22 protein-coding genes are annotated in these 22497 nt (G+C 61.9%); 8 read left to right on the top strand and 14 right to left on the bottom strand.

Features of this window, described 5'->3' with window-relative positions:
- Positions 1–577: 577 nt before the first annotated feature.
- The 3 genes from ABQX22_RS04085 to ABQX22_RS04075 form a co-directional block, all read right to left on the bottom strand.
- On the bottom strand, positions 578–1429 hold the full coding sequence (locus tag ABQX22_RS04085) for an urea carboxylase-associated family protein (RefSeq protein ID WP_349796748.1): 852 nt from the start codon (positions 1427–1429) through the stop codon (positions 578–580).
- A 138-nt stretch (positions 1430–1567) separates the two neighbouring features.
- Complete coding sequence (locus ABQX22_RS04080; protein ID WP_349796746.1) at positions 1568–2719, bottom strand: phytanoyl-CoA dioxygenase family protein; 1152 nt, start codon at positions 2717–2719, stop codon at positions 1568–1570.
- On the bottom strand, positions 2716–3576 hold the full coding sequence (locus ABQX22_RS04075; RefSeq protein WP_349796744.1) for an SDR family oxidoreductase: 861 nt from the start codon (positions 3574–3576) through the stop codon (positions 2716–2718). The genes ABQX22_RS04080 and ABQX22_RS04075 overlap by 4 nt, the downstream gene beginning before the upstream one ends.
- Positions 3577–3766: 190 nt before the next feature.
- Here ABQX22_RS04075 and ABQX22_RS04070 point away from each other — a divergent pair, with 190 nt between their 5' ends.
- Positions 3767–4792, top strand: a complete 1026-nt coding sequence (locus ABQX22_RS04070) for a LacI family DNA-binding transcriptional regulator (RefSeq protein ID WP_349796742.1) — start codon at positions 3767–3769, stop codon at positions 4790–4792.
- Positions 4793–4880: 88 nt separating this feature from the next.
- Positions 4881–5879 carry an inositol 2-dehydrogenase gene (iolG, locus tag ABQX22_RS04065; protein WP_349796740.1) on the top strand — a complete coding sequence of 333 codons (999 nt, stop codon included), beginning with the start codon at positions 4881–4883 and terminating at the stop codon, positions 5877–5879.
- A 505-nt stretch (positions 5880–6384) separates the two neighbouring features.
- Here iolG and ABQX22_RS04060 read toward each other — a convergent pair.
- Positions 6385–7560: a PilT/PilU family type 4a pilus ATPase gene (locus tag ABQX22_RS04060; protein ID WP_349796738.1), complete on the bottom strand. Its 1176-nt coding sequence runs from the start codon at positions 7558–7560 to the stop codon at positions 6385–6387.
- Between the two features lie 157 nt (positions 7561–7717).
- On the opposite strand from ABQX22_RS04060, the gene ABQX22_RS04055 reads away from it, so the two are divergent.
- A complete protein-coding gene (locus ABQX22_RS04055) occupies positions 7718–7993 on the top strand; it encodes a peptidylprolyl isomerase (protein WP_349796736.1) in 276 nt (91 codons plus the stop codon).
- Positions 7994–8209: 216 nt separating this feature from the next.
- Here the strand turns inward: ABQX22_RS04055 and ABQX22_RS04050 are convergent, their stop codons facing one another.
- The 8 genes from ABQX22_RS04050 to ABQX22_RS04015 all read right to left on the bottom strand — a co-directional run bounded on the left by ABQX22_RS04050 (position 8210) and on the right by ABQX22_RS04015 (position 14849).
- Positions 8210–9154: a sugar kinase gene (locus ABQX22_RS04050; RefSeq protein ID WP_349796734.1), complete on the bottom strand. Its 945-nt coding sequence runs from the start codon at positions 9152–9154 to the stop codon at positions 8210–8212.
- Between the two features lie 28 nt (positions 9155–9182).
- A complete protein-coding gene (locus tag ABQX22_RS04045; protein WP_349796732.1) occupies positions 9183–10388 on the bottom strand; it encodes an amino acid deaminase in 1206 nt (401 codons plus the stop codon).
- A 67-nt stretch (positions 10389–10455) separates the two neighbouring features.
- Complete coding sequence (locus ABQX22_RS04040) at positions 10456–11235, bottom strand: IclR family transcriptional regulator (protein ID WP_349796730.1); 780 nt, start codon at positions 11233–11235, stop codon at positions 10456–10458.
- A 151-nt stretch (positions 11236–11386) separates the two neighbouring features.
- The gene (locus ABQX22_RS04035; protein WP_349796728.1) at positions 11387–11776 is read right to left on the bottom strand and encodes a RidA family protein; all 390 of its coding nucleotides are present in this window, start codon (positions 11774–11776) and stop codon (positions 11387–11389) included.
- Positions 11777–11813: 37 nt separating this feature from the next.
- A complete protein-coding gene (locus tag ABQX22_RS04030) occupies positions 11814–12605 on the bottom strand; it encodes an amino acid ABC transporter ATP-binding protein (protein WP_349796726.1) in 792 nt (263 codons plus the stop codon).
- The gene (locus ABQX22_RS04025) at positions 12602–13264 is read right to left on the bottom strand and encodes an amino acid ABC transporter permease (RefSeq protein WP_349796724.1); all 663 of its coding nucleotides are present in this window, start codon (positions 13262–13264) and stop codon (positions 12602–12604) included. The genes ABQX22_RS04030 and ABQX22_RS04025 overlap by 4 nt, the downstream gene beginning before the upstream one ends.
- A gap of 9 nt (positions 13265–13273) precedes the next feature.
- Positions 13274–13936, bottom strand: coding sequence for an amino acid ABC transporter permease (locus ABQX22_RS04020; protein ID WP_349796723.1), 663 nt, complete (start codon positions 13934–13936; stop codon positions 13274–13276).
- Between the two features lie 64 nt (positions 13937–14000).
- Positions 14001–14849 (bottom strand): transporter substrate-binding domain-containing protein, encoded by an 849-nt coding sequence (locus ABQX22_RS04015; protein ID WP_349796721.1) that lies wholly within the window; start codon positions 14847–14849, stop codon positions 14001–14003.
- Positions 14850–15206: 357 nt separating this feature from the next.
- Between ABQX22_RS04015 and ABQX22_RS04010 the strand changes: the two genes are divergently transcribed.
- From ABQX22_RS04010 to ABQX22_RS04000, 3 genes are all read left to right on the top strand, one after another.
- Complete coding sequence (locus ABQX22_RS04010; protein WP_349796719.1) at positions 15207–15539, top strand: hypothetical protein; 333 nt, start codon at positions 15207–15209, stop codon at positions 15537–15539.
- Between the two features lie 96 nt (positions 15540–15635).
- Positions 15636–16340, top strand: a complete 705-nt coding sequence (locus ABQX22_RS04005) for a YoaK family protein (RefSeq protein ID WP_349796717.1) — start codon at positions 15636–15638, stop codon at positions 16338–16340.
- Between the two features lie 139 nt (positions 16341–16479).
- Positions 16480–16851 (top strand): NUDIX hydrolase, encoded by a 372-nt coding sequence (locus ABQX22_RS04000; protein WP_349796715.1) that lies wholly within the window; start codon positions 16480–16482, stop codon positions 16849–16851.
- A 199-nt stretch (positions 16852–17050) separates the two neighbouring features.
- Here ABQX22_RS04000 and ABQX22_RS03995 read toward each other — a convergent pair whose 3' ends face one another.
- Positions 17051–18691, bottom strand: coding sequence for a methyl-accepting chemotaxis protein (locus tag ABQX22_RS03995; protein ID WP_349796713.1), 1641 nt, complete (start codon positions 18689–18691; stop codon positions 17051–17053).
- Between the two features lie 149 nt (positions 18692–18840).
- Entirely contained in the window at positions 18841–19086 is a 246-nt protein-coding gene (locus tag ABQX22_RS03990; RefSeq protein ID WP_349796711.1) for a hypothetical protein, read from the bottom strand.
- 412 nt (positions 19087–19498) lie between these two features.
- Here ABQX22_RS03990 and ABQX22_RS03985 point away from each other — a divergent pair, with 412 nt between their 5' ends.
- Positions 19499–21088: an ABC-F family ATPase gene (locus tag ABQX22_RS03985; RefSeq protein WP_349796709.1), complete on the top strand. Its 1590-nt coding sequence runs from the start codon at positions 19499–19501 to the stop codon at positions 21086–21088.
- A gap of 168 nt (positions 21089–21256) precedes the next feature.
- Positions 21257–22471, top strand: a complete 1215-nt coding sequence (locus tag ABQX22_RS03980; protein ID WP_349796707.1) for an MFS transporter — start codon at positions 21257–21259, stop codon at positions 22469–22471.
- The last annotated feature ends 26 nt before the right edge of the window (positions 22472–22497 follow it).

Below are 22497 nucleotides of genomic sequence, written 5' to 3'. Positions count from 1 at the left end.
TTGATGTCTGCTCGCCGGTCGCGCCGCGCCGCAAAACTGTAGGAGCGAACTTGTTCGCGAAGCGGCCTGATGGATACGCACCGTCGGACGCTTCGCCAACAAGTTGGCTCCTACAGGGTCACATGTGTCGCAAAACCGTGGAGCGGACCTGTCCGCGAAGACGTTGTGTCTGGCGACAGAGGTGTGTCGCCTGTACCGGCCTCTTCGCGGACAGGTCCGTTCCCACCGATTTGATGTCTGCTCGCCAGTCGCGCCGCGCCGCAAAACTGTAGGAGCGAACTTGTTCGCGAAGCGGCCTTATGGATACACCCGGTCGGACGCTTCGCCAACAAGTTGGCTCCTACAGAGTCACATGTGTCGCTCCCACCGAATTGATGTCTGCTCGCCGGTCGCGCCGCGCCGCAAAATTGTAGGAGCGAACTTGTCGCGAAGCGGCCTGGATGACTCCACTGGCGGGACGCTTCGCCAACAAGTTGGCTCCTACAGATCAGTGTTCGCTACACCGGTGCGGGCGAACCGCTCTCACGGGATCACCGGCGCCTTGTCCCGTGGGGTTCGTGACAGGTTCTGCGCAGGGCTACTTCTCCCACTCCGCCTTACCAATCTGCAGGCCATGCAACCCGTTGTAGGCCGCGCGCTCTGGAGACTTCCACCCCGCCAGCAGCGAAGCATCGACGTCATAGATTTCCACCCCCAACGGCCGGCACACGCTCAACGGGTCCTGGGCGTCGGGGCCCCACATCGGCAGCGACAGGTCACCGCCCGGGCAGGTCGACAACGCACACAGCAGATCGATTTCGGCAAAGAATTCCAGGTAGTCGCCCTGCTGCGCCGGGCAGGCTTTCATGAAGTACAGGTCGTCGTGATTCAAGCCGGTGCACTGGAAGATGTTGAGCACGTCGTGCACGTCGAATTCGGTCAGGCCGTGGGGCAGCACGGCGCGGGTCAGGTTGGAATGGCAATGATGGTGAAAGTCCTCGCCAGTGAGCATCTTGTTGACGTACGGATCGCAGCGCGTGCCGAGCAAATCGTGCAGTCGGCCACCGTGCTCATCGGTGCCGTAGCTGGCCAGACTGTCGTCGGTGATGGTCACCATGGGCCGCAGAAACGGCAGGTTTGACCACAGGCGGTCATGGGTCGAAACGTGGGCGCCCTGCAGTTGGCGAGTGCGCGCGGCCCACAAGCGTTCCCGGGGGTCGTGGGCGTTCCAGACGTTGAAATCCCCCACTTGCGGCCCCACCGGCGTGGTCACGCGAAACACCTGGCCGGCCCTGACCTTCCAGGCGCGCCCGGTGCGGATCGGCACCTCGAACTGCTCCACCAGCGTGCGGCTGTCACGGCGCTCGCGCAGGCGCTCATAAAACGCCGTATCGACCTGCAACGCCGCGCCTTTACTGACCTGATAAGCCGCTGGGTAGTCTTTGTACATGGGGCGATTCCTCGTGCTGTTCTGGCCCGTTGCCGGGTTTGGCTGAGTCGAGACAGCATAGGGCATGCCAATCGGGTTGGCGCAGCGCAAAAGCGTCGCGGGCAAGCTTCGCTCCAACATGATCTGCGTCTCAGCCCTTTACGCCCTCCGCTTACCCCGCATCTGCGCCACCGCATCGCTGAACCGCTGCACCTCCCACCGCGCCGCCAGCGCCTGAGCCATCAACTGCTGCCCGGTCTGGGGCGCGAGGCCGTTGAGCGGTGGGTCGGTGTCCAGGTTGGTGGGGAACGAATAACCGTCCGCCGTGTGCGCGATCACTGATTCAACCGCCACCGCGTCCAGTTCGCCGTGCTCCAGCCCCTTCAACAGTACTGGGTACACCGCGCGCATCATCGCGTCGCGATCGACGTTTTCCATGGGCTTGCCGAACGCCGAGGAGATCTGCAGCAGGTTGGCCATGCGGTGGAAATCCGCCGTGCGATTGCTGCCCGCCGCGTGGAACAGCGCCGGGTTGAAGAACAGCAAATCGCCCTTCTTCAGCGGCAGTTGCACCGCCTGCTCGGCGAAGTAATCGATAAACCGCTGATCGCGCCACGCCAGATACCCGGCCTCGTACTGCTGGGAAAACGGCAGCAGCAGCGTCGGCCCGCTCTCCAGCGGCATGTCGGTGTGGGCAATGGCGCCTTGCAGCGTCAGGTACTGCGACAGCACGTGCAACGGCAAGGGAAAGCGCGCGGCCAGCGCTTCGGTCTGAAAACCCAGGTGATAATCCCGGTGCGGTTGCTGCGCCTGTCCGCCGGGGCGCACCACGTTGACCTGCGCGGTGGTCTGGAACGATGGCCCGAGCCAGCTCTCGGCGATCAAACCGAGCAACGGGCTGGCGTAATACTCGACGAACGACTGCGGCGAGCGTTCGGCGGCCTTTTGCAGGGAATTCCAGATCCGTCCGTTGGCCCCGGCCTTGGCGAAGTGGTCCGCCGCCGTGCCGCCCTCCGCCTCCTGCGCGAGGATCTGCTCGAACACCGCACTGTGGCGGTCGATCAACGCCGTGTCGGGGTAGGCGCCACGCACCACCAGCACGCCGGGGCCGTGACGAAACAGGTGGTGCAACTCGCTGAGGATGCCGACCCGGTTTGCCGCGCTGGCCTCGCGCAACGCCTGGGCGTCATAGATCACCACGCGGTTGACGGTCTCTCGGCTGGAGGGGTAATCGGCGGTGGCGACGTCCTGCCGGCACAGCGCGGCGAAGGCGTCGAGGTCCAGATCCGCCGCGCTGCCGAACAGGCTCACTGCCCTGCTCCGTCCACCCCCGGCAGGGTCAGCGGCGCATCCGGTCGCGGCGTCGAGCCGTCGCCGCAGCCCATCACGCCCTGCTCCATGTCGATCACCGCACCGGTCATCATCCCGGACTGATCGGACAGCAAAAAGGCCACGCTGTTGGCCACTTCCTGGGGCTTGAGCAGACGGCCGAAGGGCGACTGCGCTTCGGCCCGCGCCAGCCATTGATCGTCGGCGTTGTGGTACTGGCGCTGGATGTCGTCTTCGTGGGGCGTGTCCATCCAGCCGATGTTCAGGCCGTTGACCCGGATGCGGTTGCGCAGGGTGCTGAACGCGACGTTTTTGGTCAGCACCGCCAGCGCCCCTTTGGACGTAGCGTAGGCCGACAGGAACGACTGCCCGCCGTGCCCGCTGACGCTGAGAATGCTGACGATGGCGCCCTCGACGCCGGTGGCGATCATCAGCTTGATGGTGTCCTGCATCAGGAAAAACGGCGCGCGGACGTTGACCGCGAAGAGGCGATCGAACAGTTCCGGCGAGGTGTCGAGGATGCTGCCCCGGTCGGACATGCCGGCGCAGTTGACCAGCCCGTGGACGGTACCGAACTGTTGCCGGGCGGCGGCCACTACGCGGCGGCAATCCTCGACGCTTTCCATGTCGGCTTCGACGAAGAACACCTGGCAGCCCAGCTCACTGAGTTGTCGCGCCTGCTGCTCGCCCTTGTCACGGCTGCGCCCGCAGATGATCAAGCCTGCCGCGCCACGTTGGGCCAGGGTCAACGCGACCGCAGCGCCCAGGCCCTGGGTGCTGCCGGTCACGATGTAGTAACGACCGGTGAAGGGTGAAGAAAGATCGGTGGCGACTGACATGCCTGTCTCCTGCGATTTTTATTATTGGAATGCGGTGATGGGGAGTGAGGGCTTCCTGATGCGACTGGAATTTAAATTCCATCTGTACAAGAAACAGAACAAAGACTAGCCTTTCGATGACCTCACAGAGGCCCGATTCGACCTCAACAAAACCTCACCGCCAATAACAACAAAATGGCCAGGGGAAAACATGCTCGACCAAGCCCGACGCTTTTCCATCAAGCAGATCGCCGCACAAGCGGGCGTCAGCAAAGCCACGGTCGACCGCGTCCTGCACCAGCGCGGCAGCGTGCATTACCAGACCGACCGGCGGATCCAGCAAGCGCTTCAGGAACTCGACGCTCAGGAAAAGTCAGGCCCGGTGGTGGGCCGCACCTTTCACATCGACGTCATCCTGCACACGCCCACCCGCTTCAGCGACGCGGTGCAGGAAGCAATCCACGCTCAGCTCGGCAGCCTGGCGCCGTTCCGGATTTTCCCCCGCTTCCATCTGTATCAGGAGATCGACACCCCGCGCATGCACGACTTGATCCTGCGCTGCGCCGGCAAGGGCTCCCAGGGCATCATCCTCAAAGCCGCCGATGAACCGCAGGTCAACGAGGCGGTGAACCGGGTGACGGCGACCGGGATTCCGGTGGTGACGCTGGTGTCGGACCTGCCGCAAAGCGAGCGCGTGGGCTATGTCGGGATGGACAACCGCACCGCCGGGCAGACCGCGGCCTACCTGATGGCGCGCTGGCTGGATCAGGCGCCCCAGGACGTCGCGGTGGTGATCAGCAGCGAGCTGTTTCGCGGCGAAGAAGAGCGCGAGATGGGCTTTCGGGTCTGGCTGCGCAACCGGGCGCCGCACTTGCGGGTGGTGGACATCAGCGGCGGTTACGGGGTGTACGGCCCGACGTTCGACCGGGTCAGCCAGGCGTTGGCGGACAACCTCTCGTTGCGCGCGGTGTACAGCGTCGGCGGCGGCAACCGCGCCATCGTCGACGCCTTCGCTGCCCAGGACCGCCCGCTGTCCGCGTTCATCGGCCACGACCTGGACCAGGAAAATCGCCAGTTGCTGGCCGAAGAAAAAATCGCCGCCATCATCGACCACAACTTGCAGGTCGATGCGCGCCACGCCTTCCTGCACATCCTGCAGTTCCACCGCTTATGGAAAACCGACGCGATTCCCGCGTCACCGGTGCAGATTGTCACGCCGTTCAATCTGGCTCACTGACGGTTTCCGTCACGCAATGCCCGCAGCGCCGTTTTGCCAGTCCGAAAACCCGATCTACCCCACAACAACAATTCCAGGAGATCCACCCATGCTTCGCATCGCAGTCCTCGGCGCAGGCCGTATCGCTAACATTCATGCTGCCAATGTGGCGGCCCACCCCGACGTGGCGCTCTCGGTGATCGCCGACCCGTGGCGTGAGGGGGTCGACCGGCTGGCCGCCAGGCTGGGGAGCGCGGCGGCGTATGACTGCGCCGCGGCCATCGAACGCGATGACGTGGACGCCATCGTCATCGGCACCCCCACCGACACCCACATCGACCTGATGCTGCGGGCTGTGAAGCTGGGCAAACCGGTGCTGTGCGAGAAGCCCATCGACCTGGATTTCGCCAAGGCGGCCAAGGCCGTGGAGGACATCGAACGGCAGAACGGCAAGGTGATGCTGGGGTTCAACCGGCGCTTTGACCCGGACACCCTGGCCATGCGCAAAGCCATCGCGGCGGGGACCATCGGCGAGGTGCGCCAGGTGGTGATCACCAGCCGCGACCCGGGGCTGGCACCGGTGGAATACCTGAAGCACTCCGGCGGGATCTTCCGCGACATGACCATCCACGACTTCGACACCGCGCGGACCTTACTGGGGGAAGAGCCAATGGAGGTGATGGCCATCGCCAGCCGCCTGGTGGAACCGGCCTTGGCACAAATCGACGATTTCGACAGCGTGATGGTGCTGCTGCGCACGGCCTCCGGCAGACAATGCCACATCAATTGCTGCCGCGAAGCGGTGTACGGCTACGACCAGCGGCTGGAGGTGTTTGGCTCACAGGGCATGCTGCTCAACGACAACCACCGCCCCAGCACCCTGCGCAGCTGGACCGCCAGCCAGACCGACGTGCGCGAGCCGTTGATGAATTTCTTCCTGGAGCGCTACGCTGATTCCTACCGCATCGAGCTTGAGCATTTCATCGCCGCCGTCGTCGCCGGCGACCCCCTCCCCAGCACCGCCCGCGACGGCCTCAAAGCCCTGCGCCTGGCCAACTGCGCGATTGAATCAATCCAGACCGGGCGCGCGGTGGCGGTTGAGGGTTGAGGGTTGAGTTGCTTGTGACCGGCTGACGCAGGCCCGCTTTTGTAGGAGCAGTAAAACCTGAGCACGCGGTGTGTCAGGCGCAACCCGGTTGACTGGGTTCAGGGCCGCTTCGCAGCCCATCGCGAGCAAGCTGCGCTCCCACGGCCTCCGGCCAGAATCAAGGGCCATGAATGATCGTTCCCACGCTCCGCGTCCCGTTTATGACGCGGAGCATCACCAAAGGCATTCCCACACGGAGCGGGGGCATGATCAATATGCAAGGGCGTACGCCGATCCGCTTCTGCCGCAGGCGTGGGAACTGACTTGTCAGCGATCTGCCGGGAACCGGCAGTAAAACCTGAGCACGCGGTGTGTCAGGCGCAACCCGATTGACTGGGTTCAGGGCCGCTTCGCAGCCCATCGCGAGCAAGCTGCGCTCCCACAGGTTTTGCACACGGCGCGGAATCAGCGGCGCTCTCGGGACAACACCGGCACCTGCGCCAGTCTTCAAATTTATGGACGGCAGTCAAAGATACGAATTGCCGGGCTCGTCTTTTTCGTCGACCAGGCCCCAGTCGGCGACGCTGACCTGGGGTGCGGGCTGCGGCGGTGGGGGCGGTGTGGTGATGTCGCTGACGTGGTTTTCGCTGTGCAGCTTCAGGCGCAGGCGCACGTTGTTCATGGAGTCGGCATTCTTCAGCGCTTCGTCTTCGGTGATCACGCCTTCCACCGCCAGGTCGTAGAGCGCGTTGTCGAAGGTCTGCATGCCAATGTGGGTGGATTTCTCCATGATGCCCTTGAGTTCGGACAATTCGTTGCGGTGAATCAGGTCACGCACGGTGGAGGTCCCGAGCATCACTTCCACGGCGGCGCGGCGCTTGCCGTCGGTGGTCTTGACCAGCCGTTGGGACACGAAGGCCTTGAGGTTGTTGCCCAGGTCATGCAGTAGTTGCGCGCGGCGGTCTTCCGGGAAGAAGTTGATGATCCGGTCCAGCGCCTGGTTGGCGTTGTTGGCGTGCAGGGTCGAGATCGCCAGGTGGCCGGTGTCGGCAAACGCCAGGGCGTGCTCCATGGTCTCGCGGTCGCGGATTTCGCCGATCAGGATCACGTCCGGCGCCTGGCGCAGGGTGTTCTTCAGCGCGGCGTGGAAGCTGCGGGTATCGACGCCGACTTCGCGCTGATTGATGATCGATTTCTTGTGCTTGTGGATGAACTCCACCGGGTCTTCGATGGTGATGATGTGGCCGCTGGCGTGGCGGTTGCGGTGGTCGATCAACGCGGCCAGCGAGGTGGACTTGCCCGAGCCGGTAGCGCCGACAAACAGCACCAGGCCGTTCTTTTCCATGATCACGTCGAGCAGCACCGAAGGCAGGTGCAGGTCTTCGAATTTCGGGATGTCGAGCTTGATATTCCGCGCGACGATGGACACTTCGTTGCGCTGTTTGAAAATGTTGATGCGGAAGCGCCCGACGCCGGACAAAGAAAACGCCAGATTCATCTCAAGGTCGCGCTCGAAATCCTGACGCTGCTCGCTGTCCATGATGCTCTCGGCGATCTTCGCGATGTCGCCGGGTTTCAATCCTTCTGTGCTCAACGGCTTGAGCACGCCGTTGAACTTGGCGCACGGCGGTGCGCCCGTGGACAGGTAAAGGTCCGATCCATCCTGGCTGGCCAGAATCTTCAACAACGCCGGAAAATCCATAAACTGCACCGCACAAATAAGGTAAGAAAACGGCAGGTCGCCACTTAATGCGACCTATAACCCGGGACAGCGTTCGCTCATCCGATCGAGTGTACGGAAATTACCTGAAAGCGCGGCACAAAGGCATAATGCGCGGCGTTTTTATCGAGGGATTTCCATGAAAGCTCAGGCACGGCACATTCTGGTCAAGACCGCCGATGAAGCCGAACAGCTCAAGCAGCGCATCGCCAAGGGTGAAGCCTTCGATGTGCTGGCCAAAAAATACTCCACCTGCCCTTCCGGCAAACGTGGCGGCGACCTGGGCGAAGTGCGGCCCGGTCAGATGGTGGGGGCGATTGATCAGGTGATCTTCAAGAAACCGCTGCGGGTGGTTCACGGGCCGGTGAAGAGCAAATTCGGGTATCACCTGGTGCAGGTGTTTTATCGGGATTGAGTACCCGACCTCTACGGCCGATGAGAAACCCCGTGGGAGCGGACCTGTCCGCGAAGAGGCCGGTGCAGGCCGCAAGAGATTCAACGTCTGGACGTCCGTCTTCGCGGACAGGTCCGCTCCCACACGTATGAGGTTTTATCCGGAACTCAGGGTGCAAATGACACACTGCTATCGCGAGCAAGCACCCTCCCACACTTCATCCTCAAGCCGGCATCATCACAGTAACGGCATCAAACTTCTGGGAATCACCGCCCCCGCATGCTGGATCACCTGGCTCGCCAGTCGATGCCCGGCGTCTGCCGCGTCCACCGGGCTGCCGCCGCGCAAGCGCCGCGCCAGGTAGGCGGCGCTGAAGGAATCCCCCGCCGCCGTGGTGTCCACCACCGTCTGCACCGGGTACGCCGCGATTTCAAAGCGTGCGCCCATGGCGTCCACTACGCAGCTCTGGGCGCCGCGCTTGACCACCACTTCACTGACGCCCAGCGCGCGGTACGTCGACAACAACTGTTCGGTGTCGGTGAAACCGAACAGCGCCTGTTCGTCGTCCTCGGTCAGCAGCGCCAGGTCCACCTCCTGCATCACTGCGCGATAGGCCTGTTGCGCCTGCTCGACGCTGCGCCACAAGCGGGGCCGATAGTTGTTGTCGAACACCACCCGCGCGCCCCGGTCACGGGCTTCGCCCAGGGTCGACAACAGCCGCGCTCGACCCACCTCGCCCAGTACCGCCAGGGTAATCCCGCTGACATACAGCACGTCGTAGTCCGGCAGCGCCGCCAGAATCGGCTCGGCGGCCGGCGTGGTGAAACAGTCGCGCACCGCCGCCTCGTTGCGCCAGTACAAAAAGCGCCGCTCGCCGTTGGCATCGGTCTGGATGCAATACAGCCCGGGCAAGCGTCCGGGCAGGCGCTGGACCCGGCTCAAGCCGATGCCCTCCTCCGACCACAGCCTGCACATGGCGTCGCTGAAGCTGTCGTCGCCCAAGGCGGTCACGTAATCCACCTGCGCCGCCGAGCCCAGCAGGCGCGACAGATACACCGCCGTGTTCAGCGTGTCGCCGCCGAAGCTCTGCTTGAGCGTGCCGTTGGCGTTCTGCTGCAACTCGATCATGCATTCACCGATCAGGGCGACGCTGGGGTGGCTGTGGCAGATCAATTCGCTCATGCAATGGCGCTCCCTTCAATGGCCACGGTCAGAAACAGGTGTCCAGGGTTTCGATGACGCTCAGGTCATCGTCCACCAGACAGCCCGTGCGCCATTTGTCGAAGGTCAGACACGGGTGCGAGGTGCCGAACGAGATGATGTCGCCGATCTTGATGTCGCAGCCCGGCGCGACGGTCATGAACGCGTGTTGATCCATGACGGCCGTCACGGTGCAGGCGCTGACGTCATCGCCCTTGGCCGGCACCACCCCGGCCTTGTAGCGCAGCAACGGGCTGGGCATGCCGGCGTCGAACGCCACGTCGCGCTTGCCCAGCGCAATGACTGCAAATCCCGGCTCGGGCATCGATTGCACATGGGCCCAGACTTCCATGGCCGGTTGCAGGCCTTCGGTCAGGTCGTCGCGGCGGTCCAGCACGCAGCATTGCGCGTCTTTGTAGATGCCGTGGTCATGCACCACGTAACTGCCGGGGCGCAACACGCTGAGGAAACGCTCGCGCACTTGCTGCTTGTCGAATTCTTCTGCGATCAGGTCGTACCAGGCCGAACCCGACGCGGTCACGATGGGACGGTCCAGTGCGAATGCGCCCTTGTCCTGCAACGTGACCGCCAGGCGCACCAGGGATGTCGCGAACTCACGAATCCCGCTGACCGCGTGGTCGCCATGGATCACACCTTCGTAGCCTTCGATGCCGGTCAGTTGCAGCGCCGGCTGTGCGGCGATGGCGTCGGCCAGGGCCATGACCTCCTGCTCGCTGCGGCAACCGCAACGGCCGCCGACCACACCGTATTCGATCATCACGTTGAGCGTCAGGCCGCGCGCGGCGAAGAACTCGCCCAGCGCCTGCACGTTGTCCGGGTGATCGACCATGCAGTGGAAATCGAACATCGAGTCGCTGAGCATCTCGGCGATCAGCGCCATGTTCGGCGCGCCCACCAGTTGATTGGCCATCAGCACCCGGCGCACGCCGTGGGCATACGCAGCGCGGGTCTGCACGGCGGTGGCCAGGGTCATGCCCCAGGCGCCGACTTCCAGCTGGCGGCGGAACAGCGCGGGCACCATGCTGGTCTTGCCGTGGGGCGCCAGTTCCGCGCCGCTGTTGCTGACGAACTTCTGCATCCAGTGCAGGTTGTGTTCCAGCGCCTGGCGGTGAATCACCAGCGCGGGCAGGCTGACGTCGCGAACCAGTTGGTCGCCGGGGTGGGCGGCGCCTTTTTCGACCTGCGTGATGCTCATGGTGTTCTCCTGTTCTTGTTCATGGAGCGGGTGCTTGCGTTCATGTGGCCAGGCAGCGACCCGCGCGTCAGTCGTTGACCCGCCGCGCGAGGCTGTTGGCGCTGTCGATCAGCACCCGGCGGTAGTCGTCGTAATGGGTCTTGGCGTCGGCTCTTGGCGCGACGATGCACAGGGTCGCGATGCAGATCCCCTGCTTGTCCTTCACCGGCGCGGCAAAGCAATGGGTGAAGGTGTCGGCGATGCTGTTGAAGGAAAAGAAGCCTTCTTCGTGGGCCTTGCGGATTTCGGCGAGGAACGTGGCCATGGGCAGCTCTTCGCCGCTGGGCAGGATGTAGTCCTCGGGATCGATCAGGTCGGCAATCGCCTGGTCGCTGAGGTGGCCCAGCAGCAAGCGCCCGGACGCGGTCCAGGGAATGGGCGCGTCTTCGCCGATGTCCGAGGAAATCCGGAAATGCCGGGCGCCTTCTTTCATCAGCGCGACGGTGTATTTACGGCCGTTGAGCAGGCACATCTGCGCGGTTTCCCGGGTTTGCTCGACGATTTCGGTCAGGCTGACTTCGGCCTCGCGGGTGAAGTCGAAGTGCCGCAGGTGGGCCTGGCCGAGGAAGTACAACTGGCGCCCGAGGTAGACATGACCGTCCTTGCCGACGGTTTCCAGGATGCGCCGTTCCAGCAGCGACGCCACCAGCTCGTAGACCGTCGATTTCGGGCTACCAATGCCGCTGGCGATCTCGTTCGGGCGCATGGGCGTCCCGGTTTCCTTGAGGAAATCCAGAATATCGAACGCCCGGTCCAGACCACGGGCCCTGCGTTTGATCGTGTCTTCGGTCATGGTTGGGTTATCCATCGGTGCAGGTGTTTCCTTGATAAAGCATGCAGTCTACTTGTTGGAGCGAGGCTTGCCCGCGAAGCTAACCACGCGCAGTGTCAGGCATAACGCGGTGTTGCCTTCGCGGGCAAGCCTCGCTCCAACAACGATCCCGAGCGAGAACGCCCGGCTACGGCTTCTTCTTATACGCAATGCAATCAATCTCGACCTTGCAGTCCACCATCATGTTGGCCTGGACGCAGGCGCGGGCCGGGGCGTGTTCGGGGGTGAAGTATTCGCCGAAGACCTTGTTGAAACTCCAGAAATCCCGTGGGTCTTCCAGCCACACGCCGACGCGCACCACGTCTTTGAGCTCATAACCGGCCTCAGCCAGGATCGCCACCAGGTTGTCCATGGTCTGGCGGGTCTGCTCGATGATGCCGCCGGTGATGATTTCGCCGTCCACGGCCGGCACTTGCCCTGAAACATGCAGCCAGCCGTCTGCCTCGACTGCGCGAGCGAAAGGCCGTGGCTGACCACCACCTGCCGTGCTACCGGCGCCGTAACGAGTAATGCTCATGAGAAATCTCCTTTGATTGAGCGCTAAAAATACGGTGTTAAAAACGAATGTTCTTGAGGAATTCAGCCAGCCGCGCCGATTTGGGTTGTTCGAACAACGCTTTCGGCGGGCCCTGCTCTTCGATGCGACCTTGATTCATGAACACGATCTGGTCCGACACTTCATACGCAAAGCGCATCTCGTGGGTCACCAGCAGCATGGTCATGCCCTCCTCGGCCAGGCCCTTGATCACGCTGAGCACCTCGCCTACCAGTTCCGGGTCCAGGGCCGAGGTCACTTCATCGAACAGCATCAGGCTGGGGTTCATCGCAATCGCCCGGGCAATCGCCACGCGCTGCTGCTGACCGCCGGACAGCTGGCCGGGGAAGTGATTGCGACGTTCCAGCAGGCCGACCCGGTCCAGCCATTTTTCAGCCAGGGCGACGGCCTGATCCTTGGGCATCTTTTTGACTTTCAACAGGCCCAGGGTGACGTTCTGCAGCGCGCTCATGTGCGGGAACAGGTTGAACTGCTGGAACGCCATGCCGGTCATGGCGCGGTGCTGGGCGATGACCTTTTCCGGGTGCCGCACGCGCTTGCCGTTGATGTCGCTGTAGCCGATGTCCTGGCCTTCGAGGCGAATGTGCCCGCCCTGGAATTCTTCCAGCAGATTGACGCAACGCAGCAGCGTGGTCTTGCCCGAGCCGCTGGAACCGATCAGGGTCACGACGTTGCCCTTGTTCATCTTCAGGTCGACGCCCTTGAGCACTTCGACCGGGCCGTAGGATTTGTGCAGCCCTTCAATGCTCAGCAACGCAGGGGCAAGGGGCGCGGTGTGAGTCTCTGTCATGGCAAGGCCACCCTTTTTTCGATTTGCCGACCAAGAAGCTCGATGGCGTAGTTGATGATGAAGAACAGAAATCCGGCGAACAGGTAAAACTCGAGGGTCATGAAGTTGCGGGCGATCACCTGTTGGGTGCTCAGCAGCAACTCCGCCACGCCGATCACCGAGAGCAAGGTCGAGGCCTTGACGATCTCGGTGGACGAGTTGACCCAAGTCGGCAGGATCTGGCGTAACGCCTGGGGCAGCAAGACGTAGCTCAACGACTGGCTGAACGTCAGGCCGATGGCCTTGCCCGCTTCCAGTTGCCCGCGCGGGATGGCTTGCAGCGCGCCGCGGACGATTTCCGCCACGTGTGAGCCGCAGAACAGCGTCAGCCCGAGGGCGCCGGCCTGAAACGCACTGATCTGCCAGCCCAGGGCCGGGGCCATGTAAAAGCAGGCCAGCACCAGCACGAAGACTGGCGTGCCGCGAATCAGGTCCACGTAGATGCGGAACGGCAGGCGCGACCAGAGCGTGCCATAGGTCAGGATCAGACCGGCGAACACGCCAATCACCGTGCCGCAGACAATCGCCAGCGCCGAGCACTGAATGCTGGTCAGAAAGCCCGACCACAACGCTTCGCGGGCAATCCACAGTTCATGCAGCCAGGTAGGTTGTTCGTACATGGGGGCCTCCTAGCGGCGAATCGCCAGGCGCTGCTCGAGGTAGCGCAGCAACAGGGCGATGAGGTAACAGGCCGCAACGTACAACGCCGTGGTCACCAGCCAGGTTTCAATCACCCGGTAGCTCTCGACGTTGATCTTGCGCGCGTAATAGGTCAGTTCCGGCACGGCGATGGCAGCGGCCAGCGAGGTGTCCTTGAACAGCGAAATGAAGTTGTTCGACAACGCCGGCAACACGTTGCGCAGCATCACCGGGACCACGATGTAGGCCCGCACCTGCCATTCACTCAGGCCGATGGCCAGTCCCGCTTCGCGCTGGCCTTTGTGGATGCTGAGCAAGCCTGCGCGGAACACTTCGGTCAGATACGCGCCGGCATACAGCGACAGCGTGACGATGAACGAGGCGATTTTGTCCATGCGAATGCCCAGGCTCGGCAGGGCAAAGTAGATCAGCAGGATCAAGACCAGGATCGGCGTATTGCGCACGACGGTGACGTACACCGAGGCGATGATCCGCAACGCACGAAACGTCGAGAGCATGGCGAAGGCCATCATCAGCCCGATCACGCAGCCAATGGCAATCGAGATCAGCGCCAGCTCAAGGCCCAGTCCCAGGCCCGACAGCAGACTGGGGAAGTCCCGCCAGACCGCTGCAAAATTCAACTGATAATTCATGGTCAGCAGTACCTGGGACGGGAAGGCACGAGGGCCTTCCCTGCCCCGTCAGTTCGGGTTCGCTTTATTTGTACTCAACCGGGAAGCCGATTTCCGGTGACGGCAGATCGACGCCAAACCACTTCTTGAACGACTCGGCATACGTCGGGAACTCGACGCCGGTCATGGCTTCATGCAGCGCGGTGTTGACGAAGTTCAGCCAGTCCTGATCGCCTCGCTTGACGGCGCAGGCGTAGGTTTGCGGGCTCCAGGCGAATGCGGGCGAGCGGTAGCGGCCGGGGTTCTGCACCATCAGGTACTTGACCGACGACTGATCGGTGGCGGCGGCATCGGCGCGTCCGGAGTTGATGGCCTGATACATCAGGTCAACGCTGTCGTACTGGTCGACCTTGGCCTTGGGCAGCGCCTGATGCACCAGTTCTTCGGCGTACACGTTTTGCAGCACGGCCACGGTAACGCCGTCGCCTGCGCCCTTCAGGTCGTCGATTTCCTTGTGCTTGCTGTTGGTCGGCAGCAACAGCGCCACGCCTTCGCGGTAGTACGGCAGGGTGAAGGCCACCTGTTGCGCGCGGCTGGCGGTAACGGTGATGAATTGACAGCTCATGTCGACCTTGTCGGTCAGCAGGTTGGGAATCCGCGCATCGGAAGACTGCACCACGAACTCGACCTTGCTCGGGTCATTGAACAGGCCCTTGGCAACGATGCGGGCGATGTCGATATCAAACCCCTGCAACTTGCCGTCCGCGCCCTGGAAGTGCCACGGGGCATTGGTGCTCCCGGTGCCGACCACCAGATGCCCGCGCTGCAGCACGCTGTCGAGTTTGCTGTCTGCCGCTTGCGCCGTGCTTGCCACTGCGGCGGTGGCCGCCAGGACGAACGCACAAGCTTTCAAAAAGGAAGGTCCGCGTTGCATGAGAAGAACTCCGCCGAAGATGTAGGTTTTCCGCTATAGCGGAAGCTAGTGTGTAACAACGGAATGAAGTGCAGAAAGTGTGCCACAGAACCCACTCCAGGCAACAGCATTGAGAAAGTCTTGCGAGATCAATGGCGTGAGCCCGATCACGATTTGGCGGCGAGGGAGAGACGAGGGGACTGAGCGCTACCGTTCGATACGCGACGGGGCAATGGCCCCAGTTCTGTGCGTCGATGAACCACAAACGTGCGCCCTGCTGCAGTCACGCGACGGGTTGTCCGCTCGTCGCCGAGGCCCGCACCCTGGGCGCCCTTTCGCTGCCTAAGTGGAGACAATTCGAACAACGGAGTGAATGAAATGAATATCAGGGTCTCGCGCTGGCTACTGACCAGCCTTCTCTCGATCGCGGCCTGTTCGGCGCAGGCCGCCACGGCTGAGGGCGGCGCCGACGTGGTGGCTTCAGCCATGCCGCCAGGCGTTAACCCCACCACGCCGGCGGGCGGGAACGGGGGGGACGCCGCCGGTTACGATCACATGCCCAAGGCCGGCGACCCTCCCGGCAAGACGGCCAATGACCAGGCCCAGAAGAAACAGGGCAGCGGCAGCGGCACCGGCAGCACCCAGACGCCTAAACCCAAACATTCCGGCAGCGCCCCCAAACCGAAGCCCGGCGCCTCCGGCAGCGAGTAATCGTCTGCACCCTCCCTGCGAAGGTTGAATCGGTGACCCGGTGCATGTGTGCTATTACAAGGCCACCCGAGATCACTCCTCCGCAGGATTGTCCAGATGCTGCCCACCCCGGTCTTTCGCTCCAATAACCCACGTCTGATCCGCGCCCGTGTATGGCGCGGTCGTGTCGGGCTGAGCCTGGTGGCCAGCCTGTCCGTACTGGCGGGCATGACCGACGCCATCGGCTTCATGGCCACGGGGGACTTTGTTTCCTTCATGAGCGGTAACACGACACGACTGGCGGTGGCCATCAGCGATGGCGACCTACCGCTGATCGGCAGGCTGGTGGCGCTGGTCCTCGCCTTTATCGCTGGCAATGCCTTGGGCATCGTGGTCTCTCGGTTCAGCGGGCGACGTGCCGTGATCCTGTTGTCAGTGCTGGGCGCTTTGCTGTGCCTGTCCGCAGCCCTGCCTGTTGCCTGGCAAACGCAAGCATTGCTGGCGGGCATTCTGGCCATGGGCATGCTCAACGCCGTGGTTGAACAGGTGAACGGATTGCCCATCGGACTGACTTATGTGACCGGCGCGCTGTCTAGGTTTGGGCGTGGGCTGGGTCGCTGGCTGGTAGGCGAACGGCCCAGCGGCTGGCGAGTGCAACTGGTGCCGTGGACCGGCATGTTCATTGGCGCGGTGGTGGGCGCTTTGCTGGAACAGCACATGGGTTTGAGCGCGTTGTATTTCAGTGCCGGGCTGGCGTTTGTGATCGGCCTTGCAACCCTGAAAATCCCCCGCCGTTGGCAATTGGGCTACATGCCCCGCTGATCGGCCGAGCCTTCAGTCGCGTTCATTCCGGCCGATCTATGCTTTAGAAGCCGAGACACGGAACTTTGGCACCGATAATGCTTCTTTACAGTTATATGACTTTTTTGTGACAGAAGCATCGCGTCAAGCAGGGGGATGTATGAAACAACGAGCGACCATCATTTGCCGGCGGGAGGATCAGATCCTCTACGTGCGTAAGCCCAAATCCAAATGGAACCTGCCAGGGGGCAAGGTCGAGCGCGACGAAACCCCCTCCCAGGCGGCCGAACGCGAACTGCGGGAAGAGACCGGTCTGATCTTCAGCGACCTGGCCTACGTCAGCCAGTACGAAGGCAACAACGTGCTGCACCATGTGTTCGAGGTTTCGGTGAACCCAATCGCCAGCCCGACGCCGAAAAACGAAATCGCCGACTGCCGCTGGTTTACCGCCAAACAACTGGGTAACAGCCCCAATGTGAACCCTGCCGCCAAGTCCATCGTGAAAGCTTTTCTGAATACGGCGATTGTGTAACCGAATTCACACAACTTTCACATTGGCTCCGTTATCGTTCACTGGCTCCTCCAAGAAACACTTAAAAGCCCGCTTTCCCCCATCGCGGGCTTTTTCTTGCCTGCGATTTGGCAAAGCGGTCTTCAGCCGTCACTTGGCGTTGCGCATCGAATGGATTCAACGGCGCCTGCTTGAACAGCGAGGCGCCGGTCGTCATCCCCTATAGCCGGAATTGCGCCACCAAGGTATTAAACGACACTGCCAGGCGTGACAGCTCCTGACTGGATGCACTGGTCTGGTTAGCGCCAGCCGCGGTTTGAGTGGAAAGATCCTGAATGTTCACCAGATTGCGATCGACCTCACGCGCCACCTGAGCCTGCTCCTCTGCCGCGCTGGCTATCACCAGGTTTTGCTCGTTGATCTGACTGACGCCCAGACTGATCCGCTCAAGTGCCTGGCCAGCTTCAGTGGCCAGCAACTGAGTATTACGCACAAGCGTCTGGCTTTTGCCCATGGCCTGCACTGCATCGTCGGCCCCGCTACGAACCCGGCTGATCATGGCCTCGATCTCGCCGGTGGAGGTTTGCGTTCGGTGCGCCAACGCACGTACTTCGTCGGCCACCACCGCAAAACCACGCCCTTGCTCCCCGGCACGTGCCGCTTCAATCGCAGCGTTGAGCGCCAGCAGGTTGGTCTGCTCCGCAATCCCGCGGATCACGTCCAGCACCTTGGTAATGTCGTGGATCTGCGCGGCCAGTGTTTCTACCCGCTGTGTGGATTCAGTGATTTCTTCTGTCACTGTGTCGATAGCCGTCACAGCCTGCTGGACTTGTTTTTGGCCTTTCAAGGCGTCTTCAGCAGTCTGGCCGGATATTTGAGAAGTGCTCGCGGCGTTGCGAGCCACCTCTTCCACGGCAGCCGTCATCTCGTTGACCGCTGTGGCCGCTTGTTGGATTTCGTCGTTTTGCCGAACCAGTCCGCGTGTGCTGTCCTCTGTCACTGCGGTTAATTCTTCGGCGGCGGAAGCCAGTTGGTCAGAGGCGTCAGCAATTTGCTGCACGGTGCCTTTGAGGTTGCTCTGCATATCGGACAACGACTGCAACAGTTGTCCTGTTTCATCGGTACCACGCACAAGGATGGGCTGGGTCAGATCGCCTTTGGCGACGCGGCCCGCGCCTTCGACCGACAGGAAAATGGGGCGGGTGATCATGCCAGTGACGATCATGCCAAGCGCAACGGCGAACACCATGGCAATCAGACAGCCTGCGATCAGGATCCAGGTCACTTGCTTGTTCGTGCTATCGCCAACAGCCATGACGTCGACGGCCTGCCGCGTATTGGACGCGATCATGATATTGATTTCAGCCATCAGCTTGGCGTAAACCGGTGTAACAGTGCTTGTGGCGATCAGTCTGGCCTGGACAACATCACCGCTTTTAAGCGCTGCCAGACCCGCATCAATGGCAGAAATATAGGCTGGCCAGTCACGTTCGAAGTCGTCACCCGCTGCTCGTTCGTCTGCTTCCAGCGGAGTGGCGCGGTAGATCTTGAACGCCGTCTGAACCTCGGATTGATTATCGCGATAGGACTGGATGACGGCATTGATATCGTCAGCGCTGGCGTTAGCAACCGTCAGCACAATGGCTTTGAAGAAGTCACGGTTGGTGGCGACGGCACCCACCTTGATGGCATCGGTTTTCTGGATCGACACCAGGTTGTTGGTCACCGTAGCTTGCAACTGGCCATACATTTTGGCGATGCCCGACTGCCCTAACACGGCCACCACAACAGTGATTAACGCGCATAAACCAAAGGCGATCAGCAGTTTTGACTTCAGCTTAAGACGTGTCAGCCAAGACATAGGGGTTACTCATGAGTAGGTCAGAGAGAGTCAGGAAAGTTGTTCCTGAAAACCATGTCGGCGGGGGTTTTGCAAACTTTAGAGGGTGCCGAAGCAGGATAATGCTTAAGCCTGAAAAGCTGATTAGTTCATTCAAAGCGACAGTCCGCCTACCGATCAGCATCCGGTAAGGGGACTATCGCCAGATGAGGCACGTCGCCTGTTTGCGTAGCAGGAATATCCTCCAATGCCTCGTGCAGAGCCTTGAACGCGGTGCGTTGCTTGACGACCGCCTCATTCCAGAGCGGAGAGGCTATCAAGCCCAGGCCCACCAGCTTCATCAATTCGATTGTTGCAGCATCCAGCCTTAAGAGCAGCTCGTGGGTATGAAAACGAATGTCCTCATCAGACTCCATGGTCGGGATTCCAAGTCAATAGAAGGTACTGGTTAGGCTAAGATCAGTTTCACTCATTACAAATAACCGACGACCGGCAGCCTCTTAGTTTGCAGGGCAGCGCCTCTTATCTGCCCGGTTGGGTGTTGCGGTTATGGCGAGAATCGTAAAACCCATAACAAACCTTGTTGACAGGAATCGGCGGTTCCTTCCTGACGTCATGTATCTGAAAGGCAAGCTGTGCAATAATGCCGCCACTGTCCGGCACACTCCCCCAATACCAATAAGCTGCAGCTCCCCTCGCGGGTCGACGCTGCAGCTTATTTTTTGCCTGTCGGGTCCATCGAAAACGCGTGGTGGTTACAGGTCCTGGCCCGACATTTATGGCTGCGACTCAAGGCATCCACCCTCAAGCTGTTGAAAGGTAAGGTAATTGATCTCCACCGCTAACATCACCATGCAATTTGGCGCCAAGCCGCTGTTCGAGAACGTTTCGGTCAAGTTCGGCGGCGGCAACCGTTACGGCCTGATCGGTGCCAACGGTTGCGGCAAGTCTACTTTTATGAAGATCCTTGGCGGCGACCTGGAGCCTTCGGGTGGGCAGGTGATGCTGGAGCCGAACGTGCGTCTGGGTAAGTTGCGCCAGGACCAGTTCGCGTACGAAGATTTCACCGTCATCGACACCGTCATCATGGGCCATGAAGAGCTGTGGAAGGTCAAGGCCGAGCGCGACCGCATCTACTCGCTGCCGGAAATGACCGAAGCCGACGGCATGGCTGTCGCGGAGCTGGAAACCGAGTTCGCCGAGATGGACGGCTACACCGCCGAGTCCCGCGCCGGCGAGCTGTTGCTGGGCCTGGGGATTGGCATCGAGCAGCACAATGGCCCGATGAGCGAAGTGTCGCCGGGCTGGAAACTGCGTGTTCTGCTGGCCCAGGCGCTGTTCTCCGATCCTGAAGTGCTGTTGCTCGACGAACCGACCAACCACCTGGACATCAACACCATCCGCTGGCTGGAAAACATCCTGACCCAGCGTTCGAGCCTGATGATCATCATCTCCCACGACCGTCACTTCCTGAACAGCGTCTGCACGCACATGGCTGACCTGGATTACGGCGAACTGCGTCTGTTCCCGGGCAACTACGACGAATACATGACCGTGGCGACCCAGTCCCGCGAGCAGTTGCTGTCGGACAACGCCAAGAAGAAAGCCCAGATTTCCGAACTGCAGTCGTTCGTCAGCCGCTTCTCGGCCAACGCTTCGAAAGCCAAGCAGGCCACGTCCCGCGCCAAGGCGATCGACAAGATCCAGCTGGCCGAGGTCAAGCCATCCAGCCGGGTGAGCCCGTTCATCCGTTTCGAGCAGACCAAGAAGCTGCACCGTCAGGCGGTCATCGTTGATCGCATGGCCAAAGGTTTCGACGGCAAGACCCTGTTCAAGGACTTCAGCTTCCAGGTTGAAGCCGGCGAGCGCGTCGCGATCATCGGCCCGAACGGCATCGGCAAGACCACGCTGCTGCGCACCCTGGTCAACGAACTGACGCCGGACGCCGGTACCGTCAAGTGGACCGACGCCGCGGAGCTTGGCTACTACGCGCAGGATCACGCTTCGGATTTCGAAGACGAATCCAACCTGTTCGACTGGATGGGTCGCTGGACCCAGGGCGGCGAGCAGGTCGTGCGGGGCACCCTGGGCCGCATGCTGTTCTCCAACGACGACATCCTCAAGTCGGTCAAAGTGATTTCCGGTGGTGAGCAAGGCCGCATGCTGTTCGGCAAGCTGATCCTGCAAAAGCCCAACGTACTGATCATGGACGAACCGACCAACCACCTGGACATGGAATCCATCGAGGCGCTGAACCTGGCGCTGGAGAACTACCCCGGTACGCTGATTTTCGTCAGCCACGACCGTGAGTTCGTGTCGTCCCTGGCCACCCGCATCATCGAGCTGAGCCCAAGCGGCGTGATCGACTTCAGCGGCACTTACGACGATTACCTGCGCAGCCAGGGTGTGGTGTTCTGACAGGCCCGTCCTGATCAGGCATCACCGCTGCAAAGAGCCCCGTCCACGTGTCGGGGCTTTTTTTCGCGCGAATTGCCGCGCGAACGGAGCTAACCGTTAGGGTGCTTTCTTTTATCGCTACCACAAGCGATGATGACCGCACCCCCTCTGCCTGCCAGCGAAGAGCCCATGTCTGCTGCCCTACCCCCGTCGACGCCCGCGGCAAACGCCCACTCCAGGGCGATTACCCTGCAAATCGTTTCCATCGTCATCTACACCTTTATTGCCTTCCTGTGCATCGGGCTGCCGATCGCGGTGATCCCTGGCTACGTGCATGACCAGTTGGGTTTCAGCGCGGTCATCGCGGGCCTGACCATTGGTGCGCAATATTTGGCGACCCTGCTCAGCCGCCCCATCGCCGGCCGGATCTGCGACAACATCGGCACCAAGCGCGCCATCGTCTACGGCCTGAGCGGGATCACCCTGAGCGGCGTGCTGACGATCATCGCCGTGCTGCTGGAGAGCCTGCCGCAGGTGAGCCTGACGGTGTTGATCATCTCCCGACTGTTTCTCGGTGCGTCCCAGGGGCTGATCGGCGTGGGCACCATCAGCTGGTGCATCGGCCAGGTGGGACCGGAGCACATGGCCCGCTCGATCTCCTGGAACGGCATTGCCTCCTACGGCGCCATCGCCATCGGCGCGCCGCTGGGGGTGGTGATGGTCGGCAGCCTGGGCTTTGTTTCCCTGGGTATCGCCTTGACGGTGCTGGCTTGTGGCGCCCTGTTACTGATCCGCAAGAAACCCGCAGTACCGGTGATCCGGGGCGAGCGGCTGCCGTTCTGGTCGGTGTTCGGGCGGATTGCGCCGTTCGGCATCAGCCTGACGCTGGCGTCCATCGGTTACGGCACCCTCACGACCTTCATCACCCTGTTCTACATCAGTCGCGGCTGGGAAGGCGCGGCCTGGTGCCTGACGGTGTTCGGCGTCTGCTTCATCCTGGCGCGGCTGTTGTTCATCAACGCCATCAACCGCTTCGGCGGGTTCCGCTCGGCCATCACCTGCATGGCGGTGGAGACCGTCGGCCTGGTGCTGCTGTGGGTGTCGCCGAGCACCGAATTTGCGCTGTTGGGCGCCGCGTTTGCCGGCTTCGGATTGTCCCTGGTCTACCCCGCCATTGGCGTGGAAGCCATCAAGCAAGTGCCCAACAGCAGCCGTGGCGCCGGCCTGAGTGCGTTTGCGGTGTTTTTCGATCTGGCCCTGGCCATCGCCGGCCCGCTGATGGGCGCCATCGCATTGGGCATGGGCTATGGATGGATCTTCTTTTTCGCCGCGTTGTTGTCGGTGGCGAGCCTGGGGTTGACCGTGGTGCTGTCACGTCGCGCGGGCATCGACACGCGGGTGTAAACCCGCGCCGGTGCAGGCGGCGCCCA

Source organism: Xanthomonas sp. WHRI 1810A (assembly GCF_040202885.1).
In the GTDB taxonomy this organism is placed as follows: Bacteria; Pseudomonadota; Gammaproteobacteria; order Pseudomonadales; family Pseudomonadaceae; genus Aquipseudomonas.
Note: the sequence above shows the minus strand (reverse complement) of the source record. Positions and strands in the feature narration are given on the sequence as shown.

Excerpts from the sequence above, each read along its gene's own strand:
- ABQX22_RS04085 (WP_349796748.1), bottom strand. The coding sequence starts at position 1,429 with ATGTACAAAGACTACCCAGCGGCTTATCAGGTCAGTAAAGGCGCGGCG.
- ABQX22_RS04075 (WP_349796744.1), bottom strand. The coding sequence starts at position 3,576 with ATGTCAGTCGCCACCGATCTTTCTTCACCCTTCACCGGTCGTTACTAC.
- ABQX22_RS04070 (WP_349796742.1), top strand. The coding sequence starts at position 3,767 with ATGCTCGACCAAGCCCGACGCTTTTCCATCAAGCAGATCGCCGCACAA.
- iolG (WP_349796740.1), top strand. The coding sequence starts at position 4,881 with ATGCTTCGCATCGCAGTCCTCGGCGCAGGCCGTATCGCTAACATTCAT.
- ABQX22_RS04060 (WP_349796738.1), bottom strand. The coding sequence starts at position 7,560 with ATGGATTTTCCGGCGTTGTTGAAGATTCTGGCCAGCCAGGATGGATCG.
- ABQX22_RS04055 (WP_349796736.1), top strand. The coding sequence starts at position 7,718 with ATGAAAGCTCAGGCACGGCACATTCTGGTCAAGACCGCCGATGAAGCC.
- ABQX22_RS04050 (WP_349796734.1), bottom strand. The coding sequence starts at position 9,154 with ATGAGCGAATTGATCTGCCACAGCCACCCCAGCGTCGCCCTGATCGGT.
- ABQX22_RS04045 (WP_349796732.1), bottom strand. The coding sequence starts at position 10,388 with ATGAGCATCACGCAGGTCGAAAAAGGCGCCGCCCACCCCGGCGACCAA.
- ABQX22_RS04040 (WP_349796730.1), bottom strand. The coding sequence starts at position 11,235 with ATGGATAACCCAACCATGACCGAAGACACGATCAAACGCAGGGCCCGT.
- ABQX22_RS04035 (WP_349796728.1), bottom strand. The coding sequence starts at position 11,776 with ATGAGCATTACTCGTTACGGCGCCGGTAGCACGGCAGGTGGTGGTCAG.
- ABQX22_RS04030 (WP_349796726.1), bottom strand. The coding sequence starts at position 12,605 with ATGACAGAGACTCACACCGCGCCCCTTGCCCCTGCGTTGCTGAGCATT.
- ABQX22_RS04025 (WP_349796724.1), bottom strand. The coding sequence starts at position 13,264 with ATGTACGAACAACCTACCTGGCTGCATGAACTGTGGATTGCCCGCGAA.
- ABQX22_RS04020 (WP_349796723.1), bottom strand. The coding sequence starts at position 13,936 with ATGAATTATCAGTTGAATTTTGCAGCGGTCTGGCGGGACTTCCCCAGT.
- ABQX22_RS04015 (WP_349796721.1), bottom strand. The coding sequence starts at position 14,849 with ATGCAACGCGGACCTTCCTTTTTGAAAGCTTGTGCGTTCGTCCTGGCG.
- ABQX22_RS04010 (WP_349796719.1), top strand. The coding sequence starts at position 15,207 with ATGAATATCAGGGTCTCGCGCTGGCTACTGACCAGCCTTCTCTCGATC.
- ABQX22_RS04005 (WP_349796717.1), top strand. The coding sequence starts at position 15,636 with ATGCTGCCCACCCCGGTCTTTCGCTCCAATAACCCACGTCTGATCCGC.
- ABQX22_RS04000 (WP_349796715.1), top strand. The coding sequence starts at position 16,480 with ATGAAACAACGAGCGACCATCATTTGCCGGCGGGAGGATCAGATCCTC.
- ABQX22_RS03995 (WP_349796713.1), bottom strand. The coding sequence starts at position 18,691 with ATGTCTTGGCTGACACGTCTTAAGCTGAAGTCAAAACTGCTGATCGCC.
- ABQX22_RS03990 (WP_349796711.1), bottom strand. The coding sequence starts at position 19,086 with ATGGAGTCTGATGAGGACATTCGTTTTCATACCCACGAGCTGCTCTTA.
- ABQX22_RS03980 (WP_349796707.1), top strand. The coding sequence starts at position 21,257 with ATGTCTGCTGCCCTACCCCCGTCGACGCCCGCGGCAAACGCCCACTCC.